At 60.5% G+C, this 17137-nt stretch carries 16 protein-coding genes; 5 read left to right on the top strand and 11 right to left on the bottom strand.

Annotated features, from left to right (window positions below):
- Positions 1–10: 10 nt before the first annotated feature.
- From ribB to FHT92_RS04495, 3 genes are all read right to left on the bottom strand, one after another.
- On the bottom strand, positions 11–1114 hold the full coding sequence (gene ribB / locus FHT92_RS04505) for a 3,4-dihydroxy-2-butanone-4-phosphate synthase (protein ID WP_183822809.1): 1104 nt from the start codon (positions 1112–1114) through the stop codon (positions 11–13).
- A gap of 10 nt (positions 1115–1124) precedes the next feature.
- Entirely contained in the window at positions 1125–2222 is a 1098-nt protein-coding gene (aroC, locus tag FHT92_RS04500; protein ID WP_183745210.1) for a chorismate synthase, read from the bottom strand.
- A 169-nt stretch (positions 2223–2391) separates the two neighbouring features.
- Positions 2392–5565, bottom strand: a complete 3174-nt coding sequence (locus FHT92_RS04495; RefSeq protein ID WP_183823827.1) for an EAL domain-containing protein — start codon at positions 5563–5565, stop codon at positions 2392–2394.
- 246 nt (positions 5566–5811) lie between these two features.
- On the opposite strand from FHT92_RS04495, the gene FHT92_RS04490 reads away from it, so the two are divergent.
- Entirely contained in the window at positions 5812–6072 is a 261-nt protein-coding gene (locus FHT92_RS04490) for a DUF1344 domain-containing protein (protein ID WP_112542941.1), read from the top strand.
- A 23-nt stretch (positions 6073–6095) separates the two neighbouring features.
- Here FHT92_RS04490 and FHT92_RS04485 read toward each other — a convergent pair whose 3' ends face one another.
- From FHT92_RS04485 to FHT92_RS04470, 4 genes are all read right to left on the bottom strand, one after another.
- Entirely contained in the window at positions 6096–6686 is a 591-nt protein-coding gene (locus tag FHT92_RS04485) for a histidine phosphatase family protein (RefSeq protein WP_183745204.1), read from the bottom strand.
- 30 nt (positions 6687–6716) lie between these two features.
- Positions 6717–7535, bottom strand: coding sequence for an enoyl-ACP reductase FabI (fabI, locus tag FHT92_RS04480; protein ID WP_112573377.1), 819 nt, complete (start codon positions 7533–7535; stop codon positions 6717–6719).
- A gap of 122 nt (positions 7536–7657) precedes the next feature.
- Positions 7658–8866 carry a DnaJ C-terminal domain-containing protein gene (locus tag FHT92_RS04475; RefSeq protein WP_183822807.1) on the bottom strand — a complete coding sequence of 403 codons (1209 nt, stop codon included), beginning with the start codon at positions 8864–8866 and terminating at the stop codon, positions 7658–7660.
- Positions 8867–9155: 289 nt separating this feature from the next.
- Positions 9156–9614 carry an RT0821/Lpp0805 family surface protein gene (locus FHT92_RS04470; RefSeq protein WP_183745198.1) on the bottom strand — a complete coding sequence of 153 codons (459 nt, stop codon included), beginning with the start codon at positions 9612–9614 and terminating at the stop codon, positions 9156–9158.
- Between the two features lie 64 nt (positions 9615–9678).
- Here FHT92_RS04470 and pdxH point away from each other — a divergent pair, with 64 nt between their 5' ends.
- Complete coding sequence (gene pdxH, locus FHT92_RS04465) at positions 9679–10299, top strand: pyridoxamine 5'-phosphate oxidase (protein ID WP_183822805.1); 621 nt, start codon at positions 9679–9681, stop codon at positions 10297–10299.
- Positions 10300–10304: 5 nt separating this feature from the next.
- Here the strand turns inward: pdxH and FHT92_RS04460 are convergent, their stop codons facing one another.
- Positions 10305–11339, bottom strand: coding sequence for a polysaccharide deacetylase family protein (locus tag FHT92_RS04460; protein WP_183822803.1), 1035 nt, complete (start codon positions 11337–11339; stop codon positions 10305–10307).
- Between the two features lie 234 nt (positions 11340–11573).
- Here FHT92_RS04460 and FHT92_RS04455 point away from each other — a divergent pair, with 234 nt between their 5' ends.
- Positions 11574–12875, top strand: a complete 1302-nt coding sequence (locus FHT92_RS04455; protein WP_183822801.1) for a D-alanyl-D-alanine carboxypeptidase family protein — start codon at positions 11574–11576, stop codon at positions 12873–12875.
- A 62-nt stretch (positions 12876–12937) separates the two neighbouring features.
- Positions 12938–13282 (top strand): pyrophosphatase, encoded by a 345-nt coding sequence (locus tag FHT92_RS04450; RefSeq protein WP_183822799.1) that lies wholly within the window; start codon positions 12938–12940, stop codon positions 13280–13282.
- Here FHT92_RS04450 and FHT92_RS04445 read toward each other — a convergent pair.
- The 3 genes from FHT92_RS04445 to FHT92_RS04435 all read right to left on the bottom strand — a co-directional run bounded on the left by FHT92_RS04445 (position 13255) and on the right by FHT92_RS04435 (position 15924).
- Entirely contained in the window at positions 13255–13752 is a 498-nt protein-coding gene (locus FHT92_RS04445) for a GNAT family N-acetyltransferase (RefSeq protein WP_183822797.1), read from the bottom strand. The genes FHT92_RS04450 and FHT92_RS04445 overlap by 28 nt on opposite strands.
- Before the next feature lie 12 nt (positions 13753–13764).
- A complete protein-coding gene (gene tldD / locus FHT92_RS04440; RefSeq protein WP_183822795.1) occupies positions 13765–15180 on the bottom strand; it encodes a metalloprotease TldD in 1416 nt (471 codons plus the stop codon).
- Positions 15181–15261: 81 nt separating this feature from the next.
- Positions 15262–15924, bottom strand: a complete 663-nt coding sequence (locus FHT92_RS04435) for an invasion associated locus B family protein (RefSeq protein ID WP_183745178.1) — start codon at positions 15922–15924, stop codon at positions 15262–15264.
- A gap of 314 nt (positions 15925–16238) precedes the next feature.
- Between FHT92_RS04435 and coxB the strand changes: the two genes are divergently transcribed.
- Positions 16239–17132 (top strand): cytochrome c oxidase subunit II, encoded by an 894-nt coding sequence (coxB, locus tag FHT92_RS04430; RefSeq protein ID WP_183745175.1) that lies wholly within the window; start codon positions 16239–16241, stop codon positions 17130–17132.
- Positions 17133–17137 lie beyond the last annotated feature (5 nt).

Below are 17137 nucleotides of genomic sequence, written 5' to 3'. Positions count from 1 at the left end.
GGCTAGCTGGTCAGCAGATCTCGGTTCTGGAAATCTTGATCCCGAAGCCTTCCAGGCCGACATAATGCCGCTCGCGACTGGTCAGGAGCTTGATCGAGCCGACGCCGAGATCCCTAAGGATCTGCGCACCGAGGCCGATCTCCAGCCACTCACTGTCGCGCGTTTGTGCTTCGGCATGAGCCTCACGGCCCTGCCCGCGCGCCTTGCGGCCATTGTCGTAATGGCCGACTCCGACAGAGCCTTCGCGCAGATAAACGATGATGCCGCGGCCCTCTTCGGCGATCTTCTTCATATAAAAGTCGACCGGCTTGCGCTTGCCGAAGAGGTCGTCGGCTACGTTTTCCGGATGCAGGCGCACCGGAATATCGACACCGTCCCTGATATCGCCAAAGACGACGGCGAGATGCTGCATCGGATCCCAGGGCAGGGAGTAGGTATGGGCCTTGGCCTTGCCGAACGGTGTCTCGATATCGAAGCTCGAGCCGAGCTCGATCAGCGTTTCCTTGCGCTGGCGATAGGCGATGAGGTCGGCGACCGAAAGAAGCTTCAGCCCGTGCTGTTCGGCAAAGTCCACGACCTGCGGGCCGCGCGTCACCGTGCCGTCGTCATTGACGAGTTCGGAGATGACGCCGATCGGCGGGAGGCCGGCAAGCTTGCAGAGATCGACCGCCGCTTCCGTATGGCCGGAACGCATCAGCACGCCGCCTTCGCGGGAGACCAGCGGGAAGATATGGCCGGGGCGAACGAAATCCGACGCGCCGACATTCGGATTGGCAAGATTGCGCACCGTCAACGTGCGGTCGTCGGCGGAGATGCCCGTGGTCGTGCCGTGCTTGAAGTCGACGGAAACGGTGAAGGCGGTCGTATGGGCGGAATCGTTTTCCGCCACCATGGCGTTGAGGTTCAGGCGCTTCGCCTCTTCCCTCGGCATCGGCGCGCAGACGATGCCTGAGGTGTGGCGCACGATGAAGGCCATCTTTTCGGGGGTCGCATGCACGGCGGCGACGATCAGGTCGCCCTCGTTTTCACGATCGTTGTCATCCATGACGACAACGATCTCGCCGGCTTCGAAAGCCCTGATAGCATCGACAACGCGCTTTTGATCATACGACATGAGACAATTCCTATTTCAGCCGGCCGGTCTGGCCGCGGTCGCGAAGATAGTGGTCGGCAATGGCGCAGGCGATCATCGCCTCGCCGATCGGCACGGCGCGGATGCCGACGCAAGGGTCATGACGGCCTTTGGTGCGGATATCGACATTCTTGCCGTCGGCATCGATCGACTGCCGTTCGGTGAGAATGGAAGAGGTCGGCTTGACGGCGAAGCGGGCGACCACCGGCTGGCCGGTAGAAATGCCACCAAGGATGCCGCCGGCATTGTTGGACAGGAAGATGGGCTCGCCGTCATTGCCCATGCGCATCTCGTCGGCATTGTCTTCGCCGCTCGTCTCGGCGGCCGCAAAGCCGTTGCCGATCTCGACGCCCTTGACTGCGTTGATCGACATCAGCAGCGAAGCGATATCCTGGTCGAGCTTGCTGTAGATCGGCGCGCCGAGGCCCGCCGGGACACCATCGGCAATCACCTCGATGACGGCGCCGATGGACGAGCCGGCCTTGCGGATGCCGTCGAGATATTCTTCCCAGACCGGCACGATCTCGGCATCGGGAGAGAAGAACGGGTTTTGCCCGACCTGATCCCAATCCCAGTTGGCGCGATTGATCTTGTACTTTCCGATTTGCACCAGCGCGCCGCGGATGGTGACACCGGGCACGACGAGCCGGGCGATGCCCCCGGCCGCAACCCGCGCCGCCGTCTCGCGCGCCGAGGAACGGCCGCCGCCGCGATAGTCGCGGATGCCGTATTTCACGTCATAGCTATAGTCGGCATGGCCGGGGCGATATTGCCGGGCGATCTCGCCATAATCCTTGGAGCGCTGGTCGGTATTTTCGATCAGCATGGAGATCGGCGTTCCCGTCGTGACCATCGTCTCGCCGTCGGCGTCCATCATTACGCCGGAGAGAATTTTCACTAGGTCGTCTTCGCGCCGCTGGGTGACGAAACGGCTCTGGCCGGGTTTGCGCTTGTCGAGCCAGACCTGCAGGTCCTCAAGCTTGAAGCGCAGCCCGGGAGGACAGCCGTCGACGACGGCGCCGAGTGCTGGCCCGTGGCTTTCGCCCCAGGTGGTTACACGGAAGAGATGACCGAATGTATTATGCGACATGTGTTCCCGCCGGATGCGCGGACCGGTGTCGTCGGCCGCGCCATTACTCAAAAGGCGCGACACTCATAGGCCAAAAAACAGTTCAGGCAAAAGCCTTTCTTTGCGCCGGATGGTGCGATCGGGGAAATGGTATTTCCGTATTCACGAACGACGATAGGCTCGCCTTTAGCTACGATGCCAGCAGCCATGCGGTTCCGCGCGCCTCGATGGCGAAATCGTCGAAGGAGAGGGGGCGTGCAAAGGCATAGCCTTGCAGGAGATCGCAGCCGAGATCGCGCAGCAGTTCGGCATGATCAAGCGTCTCGACGCCCTCGGCCACCGTCTCCACGCCGAGCGAACGGGCGATTTCGATGATCGAGCTGACGAGCGCGCGCTCCTGTGAGGAGGTGACGATCGGCTGGACAAGCTGCCGGTCGATCTTGAGCCTTTTCGGCTTGAGCTTCAGCAACGACACGATCGAGGTGTGGCCGGTGCCGAAATCGTCGATTTCGATATCGATACCAAGCGCCTTGATCCGTTCGAGGTTCTGCGAGACCCCGTCCTCGCTTTCGTCGAGAAAGATCGATTCCACCAGTTCGAAGGAAATTTCGCCGGGGCGGATATGCAGGTCGGTCAACGATTCCACGAGGCTGCCATCATGCAGGCGCCGCGCCGAAACGTTGACGGAGACTTTCGGTACGAAGACGCCCTGTGCCGCCCAGCGCATCTTGTCGCGCAGCGCGGTCTCCAGGACGATACGGTCGAGCGTCTGCACGACATTGATTTCATCGGCAATGCGCAGGAATTTGTCCGGCGTGAGCAAACCTCTGGAGGGGTGGCGCCAGCGCACCAGAGCCTCGACCCCCGTCAGCTTCATCGAGCGTGCACAAAACTGCGGCTGGTACCAGGCCGTGAACTCGCCATTGTCGATGCCGGCAAGGATCTCATCGGCCGTGCGTTTGTTGTTGATGATGTCGGCCTGGAGATTATGGTTGAAGAATTCGAAGCGGTTGCGGCCGAGGCTCTTGGCGCGATAGAGCGCGATGTCGGCATTGATCAGCACTTTGCGCGCATCGACGTGAATGCCGCTCGCCAGCGCAATCCCGATCGATACGCCGCAGCGGCAGGAGAAGCCCTGGAAATCGATCGGTTGGCGCATTTCCTCGACGACGCGGCCGGCGAGCTCCGCCATTTCCTTGTCGCCTACGTCGAAGGAGAGGATGACGAACTCGTCGCCGCCGATACGCGCAACGACATCGCTGTCGCGCAGGTTTCTGGAAAGCACGCGTGAAGCATGCACCAGCATCGCATCGCCGGCGGCATGTCCCAGCGTATCGTTGATTTCCTTGAACCGGTCGAGATCGATATGCAGGATCGCGAACGTCTGCGGCTCACCGCGGCCGGCATCGGTAAGGTTTTCCAGCGCGATATCGAGCTTGCGGCGGTTGGCGAGCGAGGTGAGCGGGTCGTGCAGGGAGTTGTGCTCGATCCTGCTCTTGGCGAGCTCGAGCTCGATATTCTTGGTAATCGCCTCATCCTTCGCGGCCTTGAGGCGCAGCGTCATCAACGCATCCTCAGTCGAATCGAAGGCGATGCCAATGATCTTCATCTCGCCGGTCGGCGTGCGGTGCACCTTGCCGACGGAGCGCACGTAGCGCAGACCGCCATTTTCGTTCGGCACGCGGCAGACCAGCGTATGCGTGTCTCCGAGCTGCTTGAAATGCCGGGCGCTTTCGAGCGCCAGTTCGCGATCATCGGGATGAATGCGCGAGAGCCAGGCCTCTTCGGTCACGAAGGCATTGCTCTGCTTCAATCCGTAGAGCTCGTGCATGCGCTCGTCCCAGATCGAACCGCGCTTGCCGAGAATTGCCTCCCAGATACCGCATTGATAGGAATCGAGCGCCAGGTCGAGCTTGCCGGAGAGTTCGGCAAGCTCCGCCTCGCGGCTCGAAAGTTCTGCCAACGCGAGTTCCAGCTCGGCATTCTTGAGCTCGCTCGTTTCCTTGGCGACACGAAGCGTATTGGTGAGTTCCACGTCGGCCGTGACATCCCAGACGATGCCGATCGTCTTTCCCGTGCCGCCGGCATCCGTATAGAAGGCGCCGATGGAGCGCAGATGGCGGATGCGACCATCTTCCCGCATGACCCTGTATTGCGTGGTGCAGGCTTCTCCGGCGATGCTGCAACCGAAGAAGTGAACCTCGGCGATTTCTCGGTCTTCGGGCGCGATCGTCGAAAGCAACACATCCAGTGGCTGGCTGCCTTCGATCGCTTTGAGGCCGTGAAGGGTGGATGCGCGTGAATCCCAGACAAGGCTGGTGGCGTTTTCCTGGAGCTCCCATATCCCGATCCGGGAGGATTCGAGCGCCAGGTTGAGGCGCTGCGACAGTTCCAGGAGCTTGCCCCCGCGGGTCTCGAGCTGCGCGATGTTGCGGTTGCGTTCACCGAGCAGCCATGTGGCGAAGAAAATCGGGATGATGATCACGCAACCCGCAGCAACGATGATCAGCCGCAGTTCCGGCTGATTGTCAGGAATGGTGTTCCAGCCGCTGTTCGGCACGGCCGCCAGTTCCCACCGGCCGCCCGCGAAACTGATTTTGCGGCGGAGCGGATCCTTCTCGTAGATATTGGAAGGGCCGAAAAAGGGCGCCGCGGTTTCGTCCGGAATGCCGATGTCGCGCACCGCGATCGAGAGATGGTCGAGATGCGGATAGCGCTCCTGGTTTTCGCTGTTGCGTGCGGGCTTCAGGCCCGTCGCCTCGTAGAACATGTTCTGGTCGATGACCACCTCGACCGCGCCCCAGATGCGGCGCTGGCCGTTCTGTTTGACGAAAACCGGAAAGAAGATCGCGAAGGCGTTTTCTGCATCCGTCGTCTTGAAGGGGCCGTAGAAGCGTGCCGACTGGTCGCCGGCATTGCGGCTGATCGACATGCGCTCCATCAGCCGCTCACGCACATCCTTGCCGATTCGGTCCTTGTCGGATTGGGCCGGATAGACCGATTTGACGATGAAATCAGGCGCGAGCGCAATATTGATGAAATGCGGGTTCTGGATCAGCAGCCAGTTGATCTGCCGCTCCATCTCCGCCTCATTCGTCTGCGTGCCGAGCGAGATCAGGTTGGAAAGGTCGCGGACGGCGGTAATGTCCATATTGATCTGCGCCGACATGCGGGCACGGATCAGGTTCGTCTGGCTTTCAGTACGGATTTTCAGCTCACGCAGATAGGCGGCAGTATTCGCACTGTCGAGTGCAAAGCCGACGGCAATAACGACGATGGCCACGAGGGCGGAAACCAGCAGCGAGACACGCGTATTCTTCAAAACTCGCCGCAGCTGTTTGCTGTTGCTCAGCCGGAATTGCAAATCACACACCCCTACCTTCACGCTGACTTTAGGGGGCAGGGGTTAATTTACGATTGCGCGCATTCGCGCCTGCTAAATCGCGTAAACAGAGAAAAAAATACGGTTAATCGAGCCTCTTGATTATCCGTAAAATCCTATTCATCAATTGGGCGCCGAAAGCCATTCTTCCGGGCAATTTTCGCCATATTCAGGAGTTTATCTGTGGCCACTCGATATCAACGGCAGCGTTTCAAAGGAATTGCCGATATGCGTTTCGTTATTGCTACGCTTCTGGCCACGGCAAATTTTCTTTCGCCGATGAGCAGTTTTGCCGAGAGCGCCGATGTCGAAGCGACGATCAAGAAGGTCGACACGACCAATCTCGTCCTGACGCTCGATGACGGCAAGACCTATCAGGCGCCCGAGGAATTCGATTTCGAAGGCCTCAAAGCCGGGGTCAAGGTTGTGATCTTCTACACGGAAGTCGACGGCAAGCGCGTCATTAACGATCTGGATATCGTTAAGTAGGATCGTCAAGCAAGCCGATTTGCCTAGATCCAGCCGATCAGGTTCTGCGACGTCTCGATCTTCAAAATCCGATCCTGCGGGATTTCGCCTTCGGAGGCGACGTCCTTCGGCAGGTTGGAGATGATCTTGAACAAGCTTCTGATGACGCCGCCGTGGGTGACGCAGACGGTCGGCCGGTCGACCGAATTCAGCCATGCGCCGGTTCGCCACGACATGATCTCGTAGCTTTCCGCATCCTCGCCCGGCGGAATGAAATCCCACTTGTTGATGTTGCGTTCCGTTACCCGGTCGGCCTGCGATGCCCTGAGCTGTTTCAGCGTATGGCCTTCCCAGTCGCCGAAGGAGACTTCGACCAGACGTTCGTCGGTTCGGTAATCGTTGGGCGCAAGCCCCATGGCTGACCGCATGATCTCCATGGTCTCCCGCGTGCGCCCGAGTGGGCTTGCGACGAAATCGAATTCCATGACTTGAGATTCCAGGATCGCCGCAAGGGCGATCCCGTTCTGTCTTGCCTGTTCGCGTCCGATCGCGTTGATCGGAATATCCTTCTGCCCCTGCAGGCGGCGCTCCGCATTCCAGTCGGTCTGGCCGTGTCTGATCACATAGATGAGCACGGGTATCGGCTCCGCTTCGGGGAGGACGGATCAGTCCTTGATGACGGAAATATCAGGCGCGTCCACAGCCTTCATGCCGATGACATGATAGCCGCTGTCGGCGTGATGCACTTCGCCGGTCACCGAACGAGACAGGTCCGAAAGAAGGTAGAGGCCGACATCGCCCACTTCCTCGATGGTGACGGTGCGGCGCAGCGGTGCATTGTACTCGTTCCACTTGAGGATGTAGCGGAAGTCGCCGATGCCGGAGGCGGCAAGCGTCTTGATCGGGCCCGCCGAAACGGCGTTGACGCGAATGTTCTTCGGCCCGAGGTCGACGGCGAGATACTTGACGCTGGCTTCGAGCGCAGCCTTGGCGACGCCCATGACGTTGTAATTCGGCATCACTTTTTCTGCACCGTAATAGGTGAGGGTGAGCATCGAGCCGCCTTCCGTCATCAGCTTCTCGGCGCGGCGAGCGACCGAGGTGAAGGAGTAGACGGAGATCTGCATGGTCTTCGCGAAATTGTCAGGCGTCGTATCGACGTAACGGCCGGTCAACTCGTCCTTGTCGGAAAAGCCGATGGCGTGCACGATGAAATCGATCTTGCCCCACAGCTTCTCGACATTCTCGAAAACGGCGTCGATCGTGGATTCGTCGCTCACGTCACAATGGCCGACCATGACGGCGCCGATTTCGGCGGCCAGCGGCTCCACGCGCTTCTTCAGGGCATCGCCCTGGTAGGTGAATGCAACTTCTCCGCCCTGCGCATGAATGGCCTTGGCAATACCCCACGCAATCGAACGATTGTTGGCGACACCCATGATGACGCCGCGTTTGCCTGCCATGAGGCCGGATGCTTGAGCCATATTTCGCTTCCCTAGGAATTCTGATGATCCTGCCTATGGCATAGGCCGTTAATCGGTTCAAGCAGGCCCAAGATCATCAACTGTTAGGGATCGTAACAAAGGGTGCGATTGTCACTAAAATTTCATAAAAACAGCCCTTCACGCATGCTGCGCATGAGATCAGTGACTTTGGCGTCGGGTTTTTCCCACAACATAATACGCAACTCAACGACGAGATCGCCTTTTCCGCCGCTGTCGTTGGGCAGACCCTGATCGGGAATGCGGATCGTCTTGTCGGAGCCTGACCAGGCCGGAACCGTTACATTGAGTGGTCCCTGCGGACCGTCAACACGCGCCTCGGTGCCGAGCACCGCGTTTTCGATGTTGAGCGGCAGCACAGCATGCACGTCGAAACCATCGACGGTGAAGCGCGGATCGGGTGCGATGTGGATATTGATGACGGCATCGCCGCGCTGCATGCCCGGCAGCTTGAATCCCTGGCCCTTGAGCCGGATCTGATGGCCTTCAGTCGTGCCAGCCGGAAGGGCAAAGCCGACTTCGCGGCCCTCCGGCAGGGAAACCGTCGTCCAGCTTCCCTTCATGATATCTTCGATCGTCACGGTCGCGGTTGCCACTTCATCCGGGGCCTTCTCAAGACCAGGCTGGCCTGCGCCGGTGAAGCGGCGCACGAGCGAGGTCAGTAGGCTGAGCGGCAGCGACATGTTGGCGCCAGCGCCTGCAGTGGCCTCCGTCTGCTCGTCCTCCGCCTTGGCGGTCTCTGATTCAGCTGTTTCCTGTTCCGGTTGCCTGGCCGCTTCGGCTGCATGTGGCTTGGCTTGCGCCTGCTGGGAATGTGCTTGTTGAGAATGCGCCTGCGGGGCGTGTGGTTGCTGTGGGCCGGCGGCGCGGGTTGCCTGCGCGCCAAAAATGCGCTCGACCATCTCTTCTGCAGCTTCGGTTGCGCCTGGCTGCTGCTGTTTGGCACCTGCTGCCGCAGCGGCCTTCTGCGCATTGGCATTGGCGCGTGCAAGCTCTTCCATCACGCGCTCGGCATTGGCCTGTGCGGCCTTGGCCCGAGCGGCGGCCTCACGGGCAGCCTGGCGCTGCTGCATGATCGTCTGTTCCTGCTTCTTGGCTTCCGCCATGCGCGCGGCGCTGTCGAAGAGATTACGCTTCTTCGGATCTTTCAGCGTTTCATAGGCGCGGCCGATCTCGGCAAAACGTGCGGTCGCCGTCGGGTCACCCTGATTGTGATCGGGATGCACGGCCTTGGCCATGTTGCGCCAGGCCGCTTTGATTTCGTCCGCATCCGCGTCGCGCTTGACGCCCAGGATCTTGTATGGATCACGCATTAGTTCGCACCGCCGCTGCCGCAATCCGGGAGGCATGTTCCTCGTGGCCGTTCCCGAAAACCGAATCTCAATTCACGGCGCGCCGTCCGGTCCGCTCTCGCGACAGGAAAGCCCGCTCGTTGGGCGATCGTGCGGGAGAGTTGCTAATCACTTCTTATTTCCGAAGCTGGATATGGGATGTTTTACCGTGAATGGTTAGCCTTTCGCTAAACATTGAGGCGAATCGGCAAGGCGCATTAACCCTGACGTGTCAGGGACGCATCGTGCCGAAACAGGTGGACGGGTGGGATCAGCTTTCCGGCTGGAAGCTCAGAAGCTGCCAGTTGCCGCCGCCGACAAGGCAAGTCTTACCGTAGAATTTGGCGATGCCGACATAGGAATGCCGTGTGGTGCGGAACTGGCGGCAAACCTGGCCGGCATCATTATTCTCGACGATCGTATCGATGATGCCGGCGCTGCCGGTAGACGCATTGGCCCAGGGAAGCGGCTGTCCCTCGAGCTTCTGGATATCGGCAGAGGTCACGGCGTTGCGCACCGTCATTTCGTCGGACAGCGTATCGGTGCTGGGTGCTGGCTGCGGAACGGTTCCTGTCGCCACCGAACGATCCACTTTTGCTGAGCTCAGGAAATCGAACCCTCCCGACACGCAGCCGGAGAGTGACAGGATCGCCATACCGACGATGGAGAGTCTGCAGCTGCGGCGCAGCGAACCCTTTGTATGGAGATGTGTCTTTGCTATGACTTCCACCCTGTGTCCTTCCCCAGTCCTGGAGGCCGGGTCAGTTTTCATAAACCGCGGGATTTGAATTAATATGTCGGCAAACGGGTTAACAGGTCGTGACTTTACCGAAAGTGAAGAGCCCTTCAAGCTCTTCGGGGAATGGCTGAAGGAGGCGGAGGCTTCCGAAGTCAACGACCCCAATGCTGTTGCACTCGCGACGGTCGATGAAGATGGGCTGCCCAATGTCCGCATGGTTCTCCTGAAAGGTTTCGATACCGACGGATTCGTCTTCTACACGAATTTCGAGAGCCGGAAAGGTCGCGAAATCTTGGGACAGAAGAAAGCCGCCATGTGTTTCCACTGGAAAACGCTGCGCCGTCAAGTGCGCGTTCGCGGTCCTGTCGAAATTGTAACCGATGCCGAGGCCGACGCGTATTTTGCGACCCGTCCCCGCGGCAGCCGTATCGGTGCCTGGGCTTCCAAGCAGTCGCGGCCGCTCGAAAGCCGCTTCGCACTGGAAAAAGCCGTTGCCGAATATACGGCGCGCTATGCCATCGGCGAGATTCCACGCCCGTCTTACTGGTCCGGTTTCCGGATCCGCCCGACCTCGATCGAGTTCTGGAAAGACCAGAAATTCAGGCTGCACGACCGGATCGAGTTTCACCGGCCGACGCCAGAGGGGGCCTGGGGCAAGGTGCGGATGTACCCGTAAAGGGCTTATTTCCCGAGTAGTTTCAAGGGAATGCCGGAAGCCAGCGCCGAGACATAGCGCGGCTTCTGGTAAAAGCCGTTGAGCGAAATGCGCGGCATATAAGTGGGCTGTCCTGCCGCCGGCAAACCCGGCTGCGTCGTCACGGCGACGGCAAAGCCGAGATTGGCTGCAATGCCCGCTTCGCGGGCGGTCGCGGTCGCCGGCAAGCCATAGGGATAGGCGATTGTCCGGGGACGAGTTCCTGTAATCGATTCGATATAGTCAGCCGAAATTTCCATCTCGATCCTGGCCTCGGCCCAGGGCAGGCGGGCAAGCGCCCGGTGGCTGATCGTGTGGGCGCCTAGGGTGGTAAGCGGACTTGCCGCAAGCGCCCGCAAGTCCTTCGGCCCCATCACCAGATCGCGGGTAATATCCGTCGGTTCGATGCCATAATGTCGCGCCATCGCGTCCAAGTTGGAAACGGCACGGGCTTCATCGTGGCTGTGGACGAATGCGGCGAACCGGTCGAAGGCTTCCCATTGGCGGACGGGCGTATCAAGCGGCAGTCTCTCTCTGCCGCGGCCGAAGTTGAACTCGATGCTGTTTTCTCTGCGCAGCAGCAGTGCCAGCGTTTCCCACCAGATGCTGTGCGAGCCCTCGGCAAAGCCCTGCGTTATGAAAACGGTAAAGGGTGCGCCATGCCGTTCGAAAACAGGCAGGGCGTGGACCAGATTGTTGCGGTATCCGTCATCCAGCGTGAAAGCGGCGAACAGGCAATCGTCCCGCGGGTCTGACAAGAGGAAAGGCACCGCATCGAGCGGTACGAAACGATAGCCGATCCGCTTCAGCCGCCGGAGCGCGGCGTCCAGAAATTCAGGAGTGATTTCGAGATGGCGGTTGGGCTCGAACGGCTGGGCGATATGCGGGCGCACATGGTGGAGGGTGAAGATGACACCGCGTCCGCGGGCTTCTTTCATGAGCCCGGCGGCGTTCGCCAGCCACGCCCCTTCCAGACCGCCGCCGATCGCGATGCGCTTCAGACGCCGCTTCCACTGCCCCATTTTTTCCGTGACCCCGCTCGGTATTCGTGTCACAGAGGTTATCAATACCGCCGTTAAACCTTGCTGAATCCTGCTCGGAAAAAGGATGCTTTTACCGCCCGTTAACCGAGCGGCACAAAAGCTTGGAAAACTCTTGGCCGTTGCCTCAAAGTCGCGCCAGATTATGGGCATGTGTCACAATACGGGACAAAATGCCGGTCGTGTTGAACTGCCGGAACATTCGAGGGGACGTGCATGAAGACGCTTTTGGTTGCCATTCTGACTGCGACGCTGGCTCTTTCCACACCCGTTTCGGCCTTCGCCGGCAGTGCGTCCCTCGTGCTCGATGCCCGCACCGGTAAGGTCCTCGCGTCCGAAAACGGCGATACGCTGAACCATCCGGCTTCGCTCACGAAGATGATGACCCTTTATCTCACCTTCGAGGCATTGAACCGTGGAAAGCTCACCTGGGATACGCCGATCACGATGTCGAAATATGCGGCCTCCCGTCCGCCGACGAAGCTCGGCGTAAAGGCGGGCGGTACCATCACCGTGCGTGAGGCGGTCTATGGCATGATCGTCAAATCGGCCAATGATGCTGCTGCCGCCATCGGTGAAAAGCTCGGCGGCTCGGAAAGTAATTTCGCAAGGCGCATGACTCAGAAGGCTCGCCAGCTCGGCATGAGCCGCACGGTATTCGTCAATGCTTCCGGCCTGCCGGACAATCGCCAGGTTACCACGGCGCGTGACATGTCCACACTCGCCGTGGCGCTGATGAAGAACTATCCTAGCGAATATCGGCTCTTCTCCACTGCGAGCTTCAATTTCCGCGGCCGGACCATCCGCGGCCACAACAATCTCATGTATCGCTACCAGGGCATGGATGGCATTAAGACCGGTTACACCAATGCCTCCGGCTTCAACATCGTCAGCGCCGTGAAAGACGGCAACCGCCGCGTGGTCGGCGTAGTGCTCGGCGGCCGCACCGCCCGCAGCCGTGATGCCAAAATGGCCGGATTGTTCGACCGCTATATGGAACGTGCCGCCTCCGGCGCCGCCAAGCTGACCGCCAGCATCAATGCGAAGCAGCAGGTCGAGGTCGCATCGGCCGCGGATGACGCCGATGTTCCCGTGCCGGCAGGCGCGCCGCGCGTTGTGGATGAGGCAGCAGCACCGGCACCGAAGACGCTCGGTTATGCCGACGATGGCGTTATCCCGCTGGAGCGCCCGGCGGCAATGGACGAGATCATGAATGCCGGCAAGGCGCCGAAAGCGCCAGTCGGCAAGGCACCAGCCGACAAGGCAGGTGGCTGGCAGATCCAGATCTCGGCCGCCCCGAGCGCCGATGCTGCCCGCGCACTTCTTGCGCAGGCCCAGTCCGAGGCCGGCGCGCCGCTCGTTTCCGCCTCGCCTTACACGGAAGCTGTCGGCAAGGGCGCCAATGCGGTTTATCGCGCCCGTTTCGTCGGCTTCAGGAGCAAGGAAGATGCGACGTCTGCCTGCGATGCCCTGAAGAAGCGCTCCTATGACTGCATGCTCCTGCCGAACCAGGGTTGATTTCCACACTCTGGACAATTTTCGGGAATCGGCGCTCTCCTCATAAACAAAAGGAGAACGTCATGCTGCAACGGCTCGCCGATCAGTTCGAGACCTCATCGTCCACCTACGCCGCCGCCAACGACATCGAGCGTGATGCCGACTGGTTCCTGCTGAAATTGCAGGAGGAGATGGGTGAGCTAACCCAGGCCTGGAACCGTCTGACCGGCCGCGGCCGGGCCAAGGGACGGTCACCCGAGGAGATGGAGCGCGACCTCGCAGACGAGACTGCCGATATCCTCGGTCACGTGCTGCTCTTCGCTCGGCGTCATGACATTGATTTGGTGGCCGCTATTGAACGGAAATGGAAGTTCAGGCCGGCGCCTGAGCCGTTTGATGGTCAGAGGGCAGAGACTTTACGCCGGTAGAATTTGCTGTCGACGGCCATGCGCGGGAAGGTTCCTGGCAGGTCCTCAGTGGGGATCTCGGAAAAGCCGTTCTTTTCATAGAACCGGTGTGCGGCAAGAAACTTCTCGGTCGTGCCGAGGAAGATATCGATCACGCCGACTTCGCCGGCATGGGCAAGGAGCGCCTCGAGCAGGCGGGTGGCCACACCATGTTCGCGGCCCCGCACCTCAGCGGCGACGAACATCTTCCGAAGGGCTGCCTGATTGTTGCGGATATCTTTGAGGCCGACCGTGCCGACAATCACGCCATCTTTCACTGCGACCCAGAACTGGCCCTTGCCCGACTGATAGAAGTCGGGAATGACGCGCAGGTCGGGCTGGGTATCGGCGGTGATGTCGATGCCGAATTCTTCGCGCTGGATCGGCAGGATGACCGAGATCACGCCATCGGCATCGTCAGGGGCGAAGGTTCTGATCTCGATCTCGGCCATGGTCGCACCGCCTCAGGTCTGTGTGCCGCCGACGGTCACCTGATCCATGCGCAGATGCGGCTGGCCGACCCCGACTGGCACCCACTGGCCTGCCTTGCCGCAATTGCCGATGCCGGTGTCGAGCTTCATATCGTTGCCGATCATCGATACGCGCTTCATCGCATCCGGGCCGTTGCCGATCAGCATGGCGCCTTTGATCGGCGCGCCGATCTTGCCGTTTTCGATGAGATAGGCCTCGGTGCAGCCGAACACGAACTTGCCTGAGGTGATATCCACCTGACCGCCGCCGAAGGAGACAGCGTAGACGCCCTTCTTGACCGAAGCGATGATCTCTTCCGGCGACTTGTCGCCGCCGAGCATATAGGTGTTGGTCATGCGCGGCATCGGCACATGCGCATAGCCCTGGCGGCGGCCGTTGCCAGTCGCCGCCATGCCCATCAGCCGGGCGTTCTGCCGGTCCTGCATGTAACCGACGAGCTTGCCGTTTTCGATCAACACGTTGTAGGCGGAGGGTGTGCCTTCGTCGTCTATGGTGATCGAGCCGCGGCGGCTGTCGATCGTGCCGTCGTCAACGACGGTCACGCCCGGTGCCGCTACCATCTGGCCCAGGAGGCCCGCAAATGCGGACGTCTTCTTGCGGTTGAAGTCACCTTCGAGGCCATGGCCCACGGCTTCGTGCAGCATGACGCCCGGCCAGCCGGAGCCGAGCACCACATCCATCGTGCCCGCCGGCGCATCGATCGCTTCGAGATTGACAAGTGCCTGCCGCAGCGCCTCATCGGCCCCGTGCTGCCAGTTTCCGGTTGCGATGAAATCGCCGAAACCGATGCGTCCGCCCTGACCGTAGGAGCCGCTCTCCTGCCGGTCGCCTTCGCCCACCATGACGGAGATGTTGATACGCGTCATCGGCCGGATGTCCTGCACGCGGTGGCCGTCGGCGCGCAGGATATCGACCACCTGCCAGCTTGCCGCGACCGATGCCGTGACCTGCCGCACCTTGTCATTCTTGCCGCGCAGATAGGCGTCGATATTCGTCAGCACCTTCACCTTCTCCTCGAAGGTCGGCGAGCCGATCGGGTTGTCGTCGGTGTAGAGCTTGCGGTTAGTGCGCTGCGGCGCTGCCGCGTAAGAGCCGGAATGACCACGTGTCACGGCGCTGACCGCGTCGGCTGCCCGCTTCAGCGCCGAGACGGAAAGATCGCCCGCATGCGCGTAGCCGACAGCCTCGCCCGCGACTGCTCGCAGGCCAAAACCCTGTTCGGTGTTGAAGCTGCCGCCCTTGAGGCGACCGTTGTCGAAGGTCAGCGATTCCGCCTGCGCGTGCTCGATGAAGAGTTCGCCGTCATCGGCGCCGGAAAGCGCTTCAGCGACATGCTTGCGCATCGTCGCTTCATCGGCATCGAAAAGCGTCAGGAGATCGTTGGTCATGGTCTTTTGCTCCGCAAGAAGAGCGGGAATGCTCAATAGCCGATGTAGGTCTGTTGTGCTGCGCGAGCAAGCCCCGCCAAATCAGGGCAGGGCGTCGTAGCCTTCCGCGAACCCCTTGAGGTCTACGGGGATGCCGATGCCTTCTTCCGGCGTCTGGAAAACGATGAAGGTCGCCTGGGCGCCGCTGCGGAAGGTCTTGAGCAGTTCGTCTTCGAGAACGACTTCGGCGTAGCAGCCATCGGCGAAGCAGCGCACGAAATAGGCGCGGCCGATATCCTTGCCGTCGACATTGAGGCCGAGGCCGTTCGGCAGCAGCACGCCAAGCGGCGCCAGCACACGCAGGATCTTGGACTTGCGGTCGGCTGTCTTCAGGACGACGACGGACAGGCCCACTTCCGGACGGTCTTCGGCGATGACATTCTGCATCAGCGCACACTGCTCGGTCGAAGCCCCTGCCGGCTTGTCGCAGACGACCGACCATGCGCCATGGTTGGAACGGACCGTGCCGGGAGCCGCAGGCTGGGTCTGGCCGGGCGTCACCTGCTCGACGTTCGGCGTCGTAGACGGTGCGGGCTGCTGTGCCGGGGCGGGCTTCGGAGCAGGCGCGGCAGGACGCGACTGCGCGGGCGTCGGCGTCTGTTGAGCGAAAACGGGGCTCGTCGCGGCGGCCGCGATGCCTGCGGTCAGAACAAAAGACCGCGCGAGGGAACGGAAACCCATGAAAACCTCTGGATATCGAATCATTGCCGCTATTGTTGAAGCTGCCCACGGAAAATGAAAAGCCCCACCCCGTGAAAACCGGGGGACTGCGGCAGAAATAGGACCTCGCCAAAAGAATGTGCGGCAGACGGATTGGCCCTGAAGCGCGTTTTTCGTATGCTGATGAAAAGCTTGCAATGTTTTGCCGCCGCCGAGCAGGCAGTCTTTAAGCAAAAATGCCGCATAGACAATTGCTTCTGCCTGTTGCGGCGGATGCCAAACTGTGGTTTGAAGCGCAGAAGATGGCAAGGATTCTGCGTCCGATTTGATGTAGATCAGCGCTCGAGGGAGATTACAAGGTGATTAAGAAGGCTTTTGCAGCTCTGACCGCGCTGGTCTGTCTGCTTTTTGCTTCCGGCACATATGCCGATCAGCCGACGCCGTGGCAGGCCACCCTGCAGCCGGCAGCGACGCCGATCATGCGGGAGATCCACTGGTTCGAACAATACACGCTGTGGTTCATCGTTCCGATCACGCTGTTCGTTCTCGTTCTCATCCTGGTCGTCTGTTTCAAGTTCCGGGCTTCTGCAAACCCGGTTCCCTCCAGGACGAGCCATAACACGCTGATCGAAGTCATCTGGACTGTGGGACCGGTCCTCGTGCTTCTCTTTCTCGCCGTTCCCTCTTTCAACCTGCTCACTGCGCAGCTGACGCTGCCGGAAAACCCTGACGTGACCATCAAGGCGACCGCGACCCAGTGGCAGTGGAACTATGAATATGAAGGCTCGGGCGAAACACCTGTCGCCTTCGACTCCTATCTTCTGAAGGAACCGGATCGCGCTGCTGCGGGCAAGGCCGATCTTGCTGTCTATCCGCGTCTTCTGGCCGTCGACAATGAGCTGGTGTTGCCGGTCAACAAGACCGTTCGTGTTCTCGTCACTGCCGCGCCGACCGACGTTATCCACGCTTTTGCCATGCCGTCCTTCGGCATCAAGATCGACGCGGTTCCGGGCCGTCTCAACGAAACCTGGTTCCGCGCCGAGCGCGAAGGCCTCTTCTACGGCCAGTGTTCCGAGCTTTGCGGCAAGGACCATGCGTTCATGCCGATCGCTATCCGCGTCGTCTCCGAGGACAAGTACAAGCAGTGGCTGACCACGGCCGCCAGCGACTTGCCCGGCGCCTACAAGACACTGATCGCCGCTGCCGATGGTCCTGCAAAGACCGTCGATGTCGCTGAAAACGTCGCAAAGTAAGATAG

Source organism: Rhizobium sp. BK377, from assembly GCF_014193935.1.
In the GTDB taxonomy this organism is placed as follows: Bacteria; Pseudomonadota; Alphaproteobacteria; order Rhizobiales; family Rhizobiaceae; genus Rhizobium.
This window is presented reverse-complemented; position numbering and strand designations above follow the sequence as displayed.

Excerpts from the sequence above, each read along its gene's own strand:
- fabI (WP_112573377.1), bottom strand. The coding sequence starts at position 7,535 with ATGGCTCAAGCATCCGGCCTCATGGCAGGCAAACGCGGCGTCATCATG.
- FHT92_RS04435 (WP_183745178.1), bottom strand. The coding sequence starts at position 15,924 with ATGATTCGATATCCAGAGGTTTTCATGGGTTTCCGTTCCCTCGCGCGG.
- FHT92_RS04455 (WP_183822801.1), top strand. The coding sequence starts at position 11,574 with ATGAAGACGCTTTTGGTTGCCATTCTGACTGCGACGCTGGCTCTTTCC.
- tldD (WP_183822795.1), bottom strand. The coding sequence starts at position 15,180 with ATGACCAACGATCTCCTGACGCTTTTCGATGCCGATGAAGCGACGATG.
- pdxH (WP_183822805.1), top strand. The coding sequence starts at position 9,679 with ATGTCGGCAAACGGGTTAACAGGTCGTGACTTTACCGAAAGTGAAGAG.
- aroC (WP_183745210.1), bottom strand. The coding sequence starts at position 2,222 with ATGTCGCATAATACATTCGGTCATCTCTTCCGTGTAACCACCTGGGGC.
- FHT92_RS04450 (WP_183822799.1), top strand. The coding sequence starts at position 12,938 with ATGCTGCAACGGCTCGCCGATCAGTTCGAGACCTCATCGTCCACCTAC.
- ribB (WP_183822809.1), bottom strand. The coding sequence starts at position 1,114 with ATGTCGTATGATCAAAAGCGCGTTGTCGATGCTATCAGGGCTTTCGAA.
- FHT92_RS04460 (WP_183822803.1), bottom strand. The coding sequence starts at position 11,339 with ATGGGGCAGTGGAAGCGGCGTCTGAAGCGCATCGCGATCGGCGGCGGT.
- FHT92_RS04490 (WP_112542941.1), top strand. The coding sequence starts at position 5,812 with ATGCGTTTCGTTATTGCTACGCTTCTGGCCACGGCAAATTTTCTTTCG.
- FHT92_RS04475 (WP_183822807.1), bottom strand. The coding sequence starts at position 8,866 with ATGCGTGATCCATACAAGATCCTGGGCGTCAAGCGCGACGCGGATGCG.
- FHT92_RS04445 (WP_183822797.1), bottom strand. The coding sequence starts at position 13,752 with ATGGCCGAGATCGAGATCAGAACCTTCGCCCCTGACGATGCCGATGGC.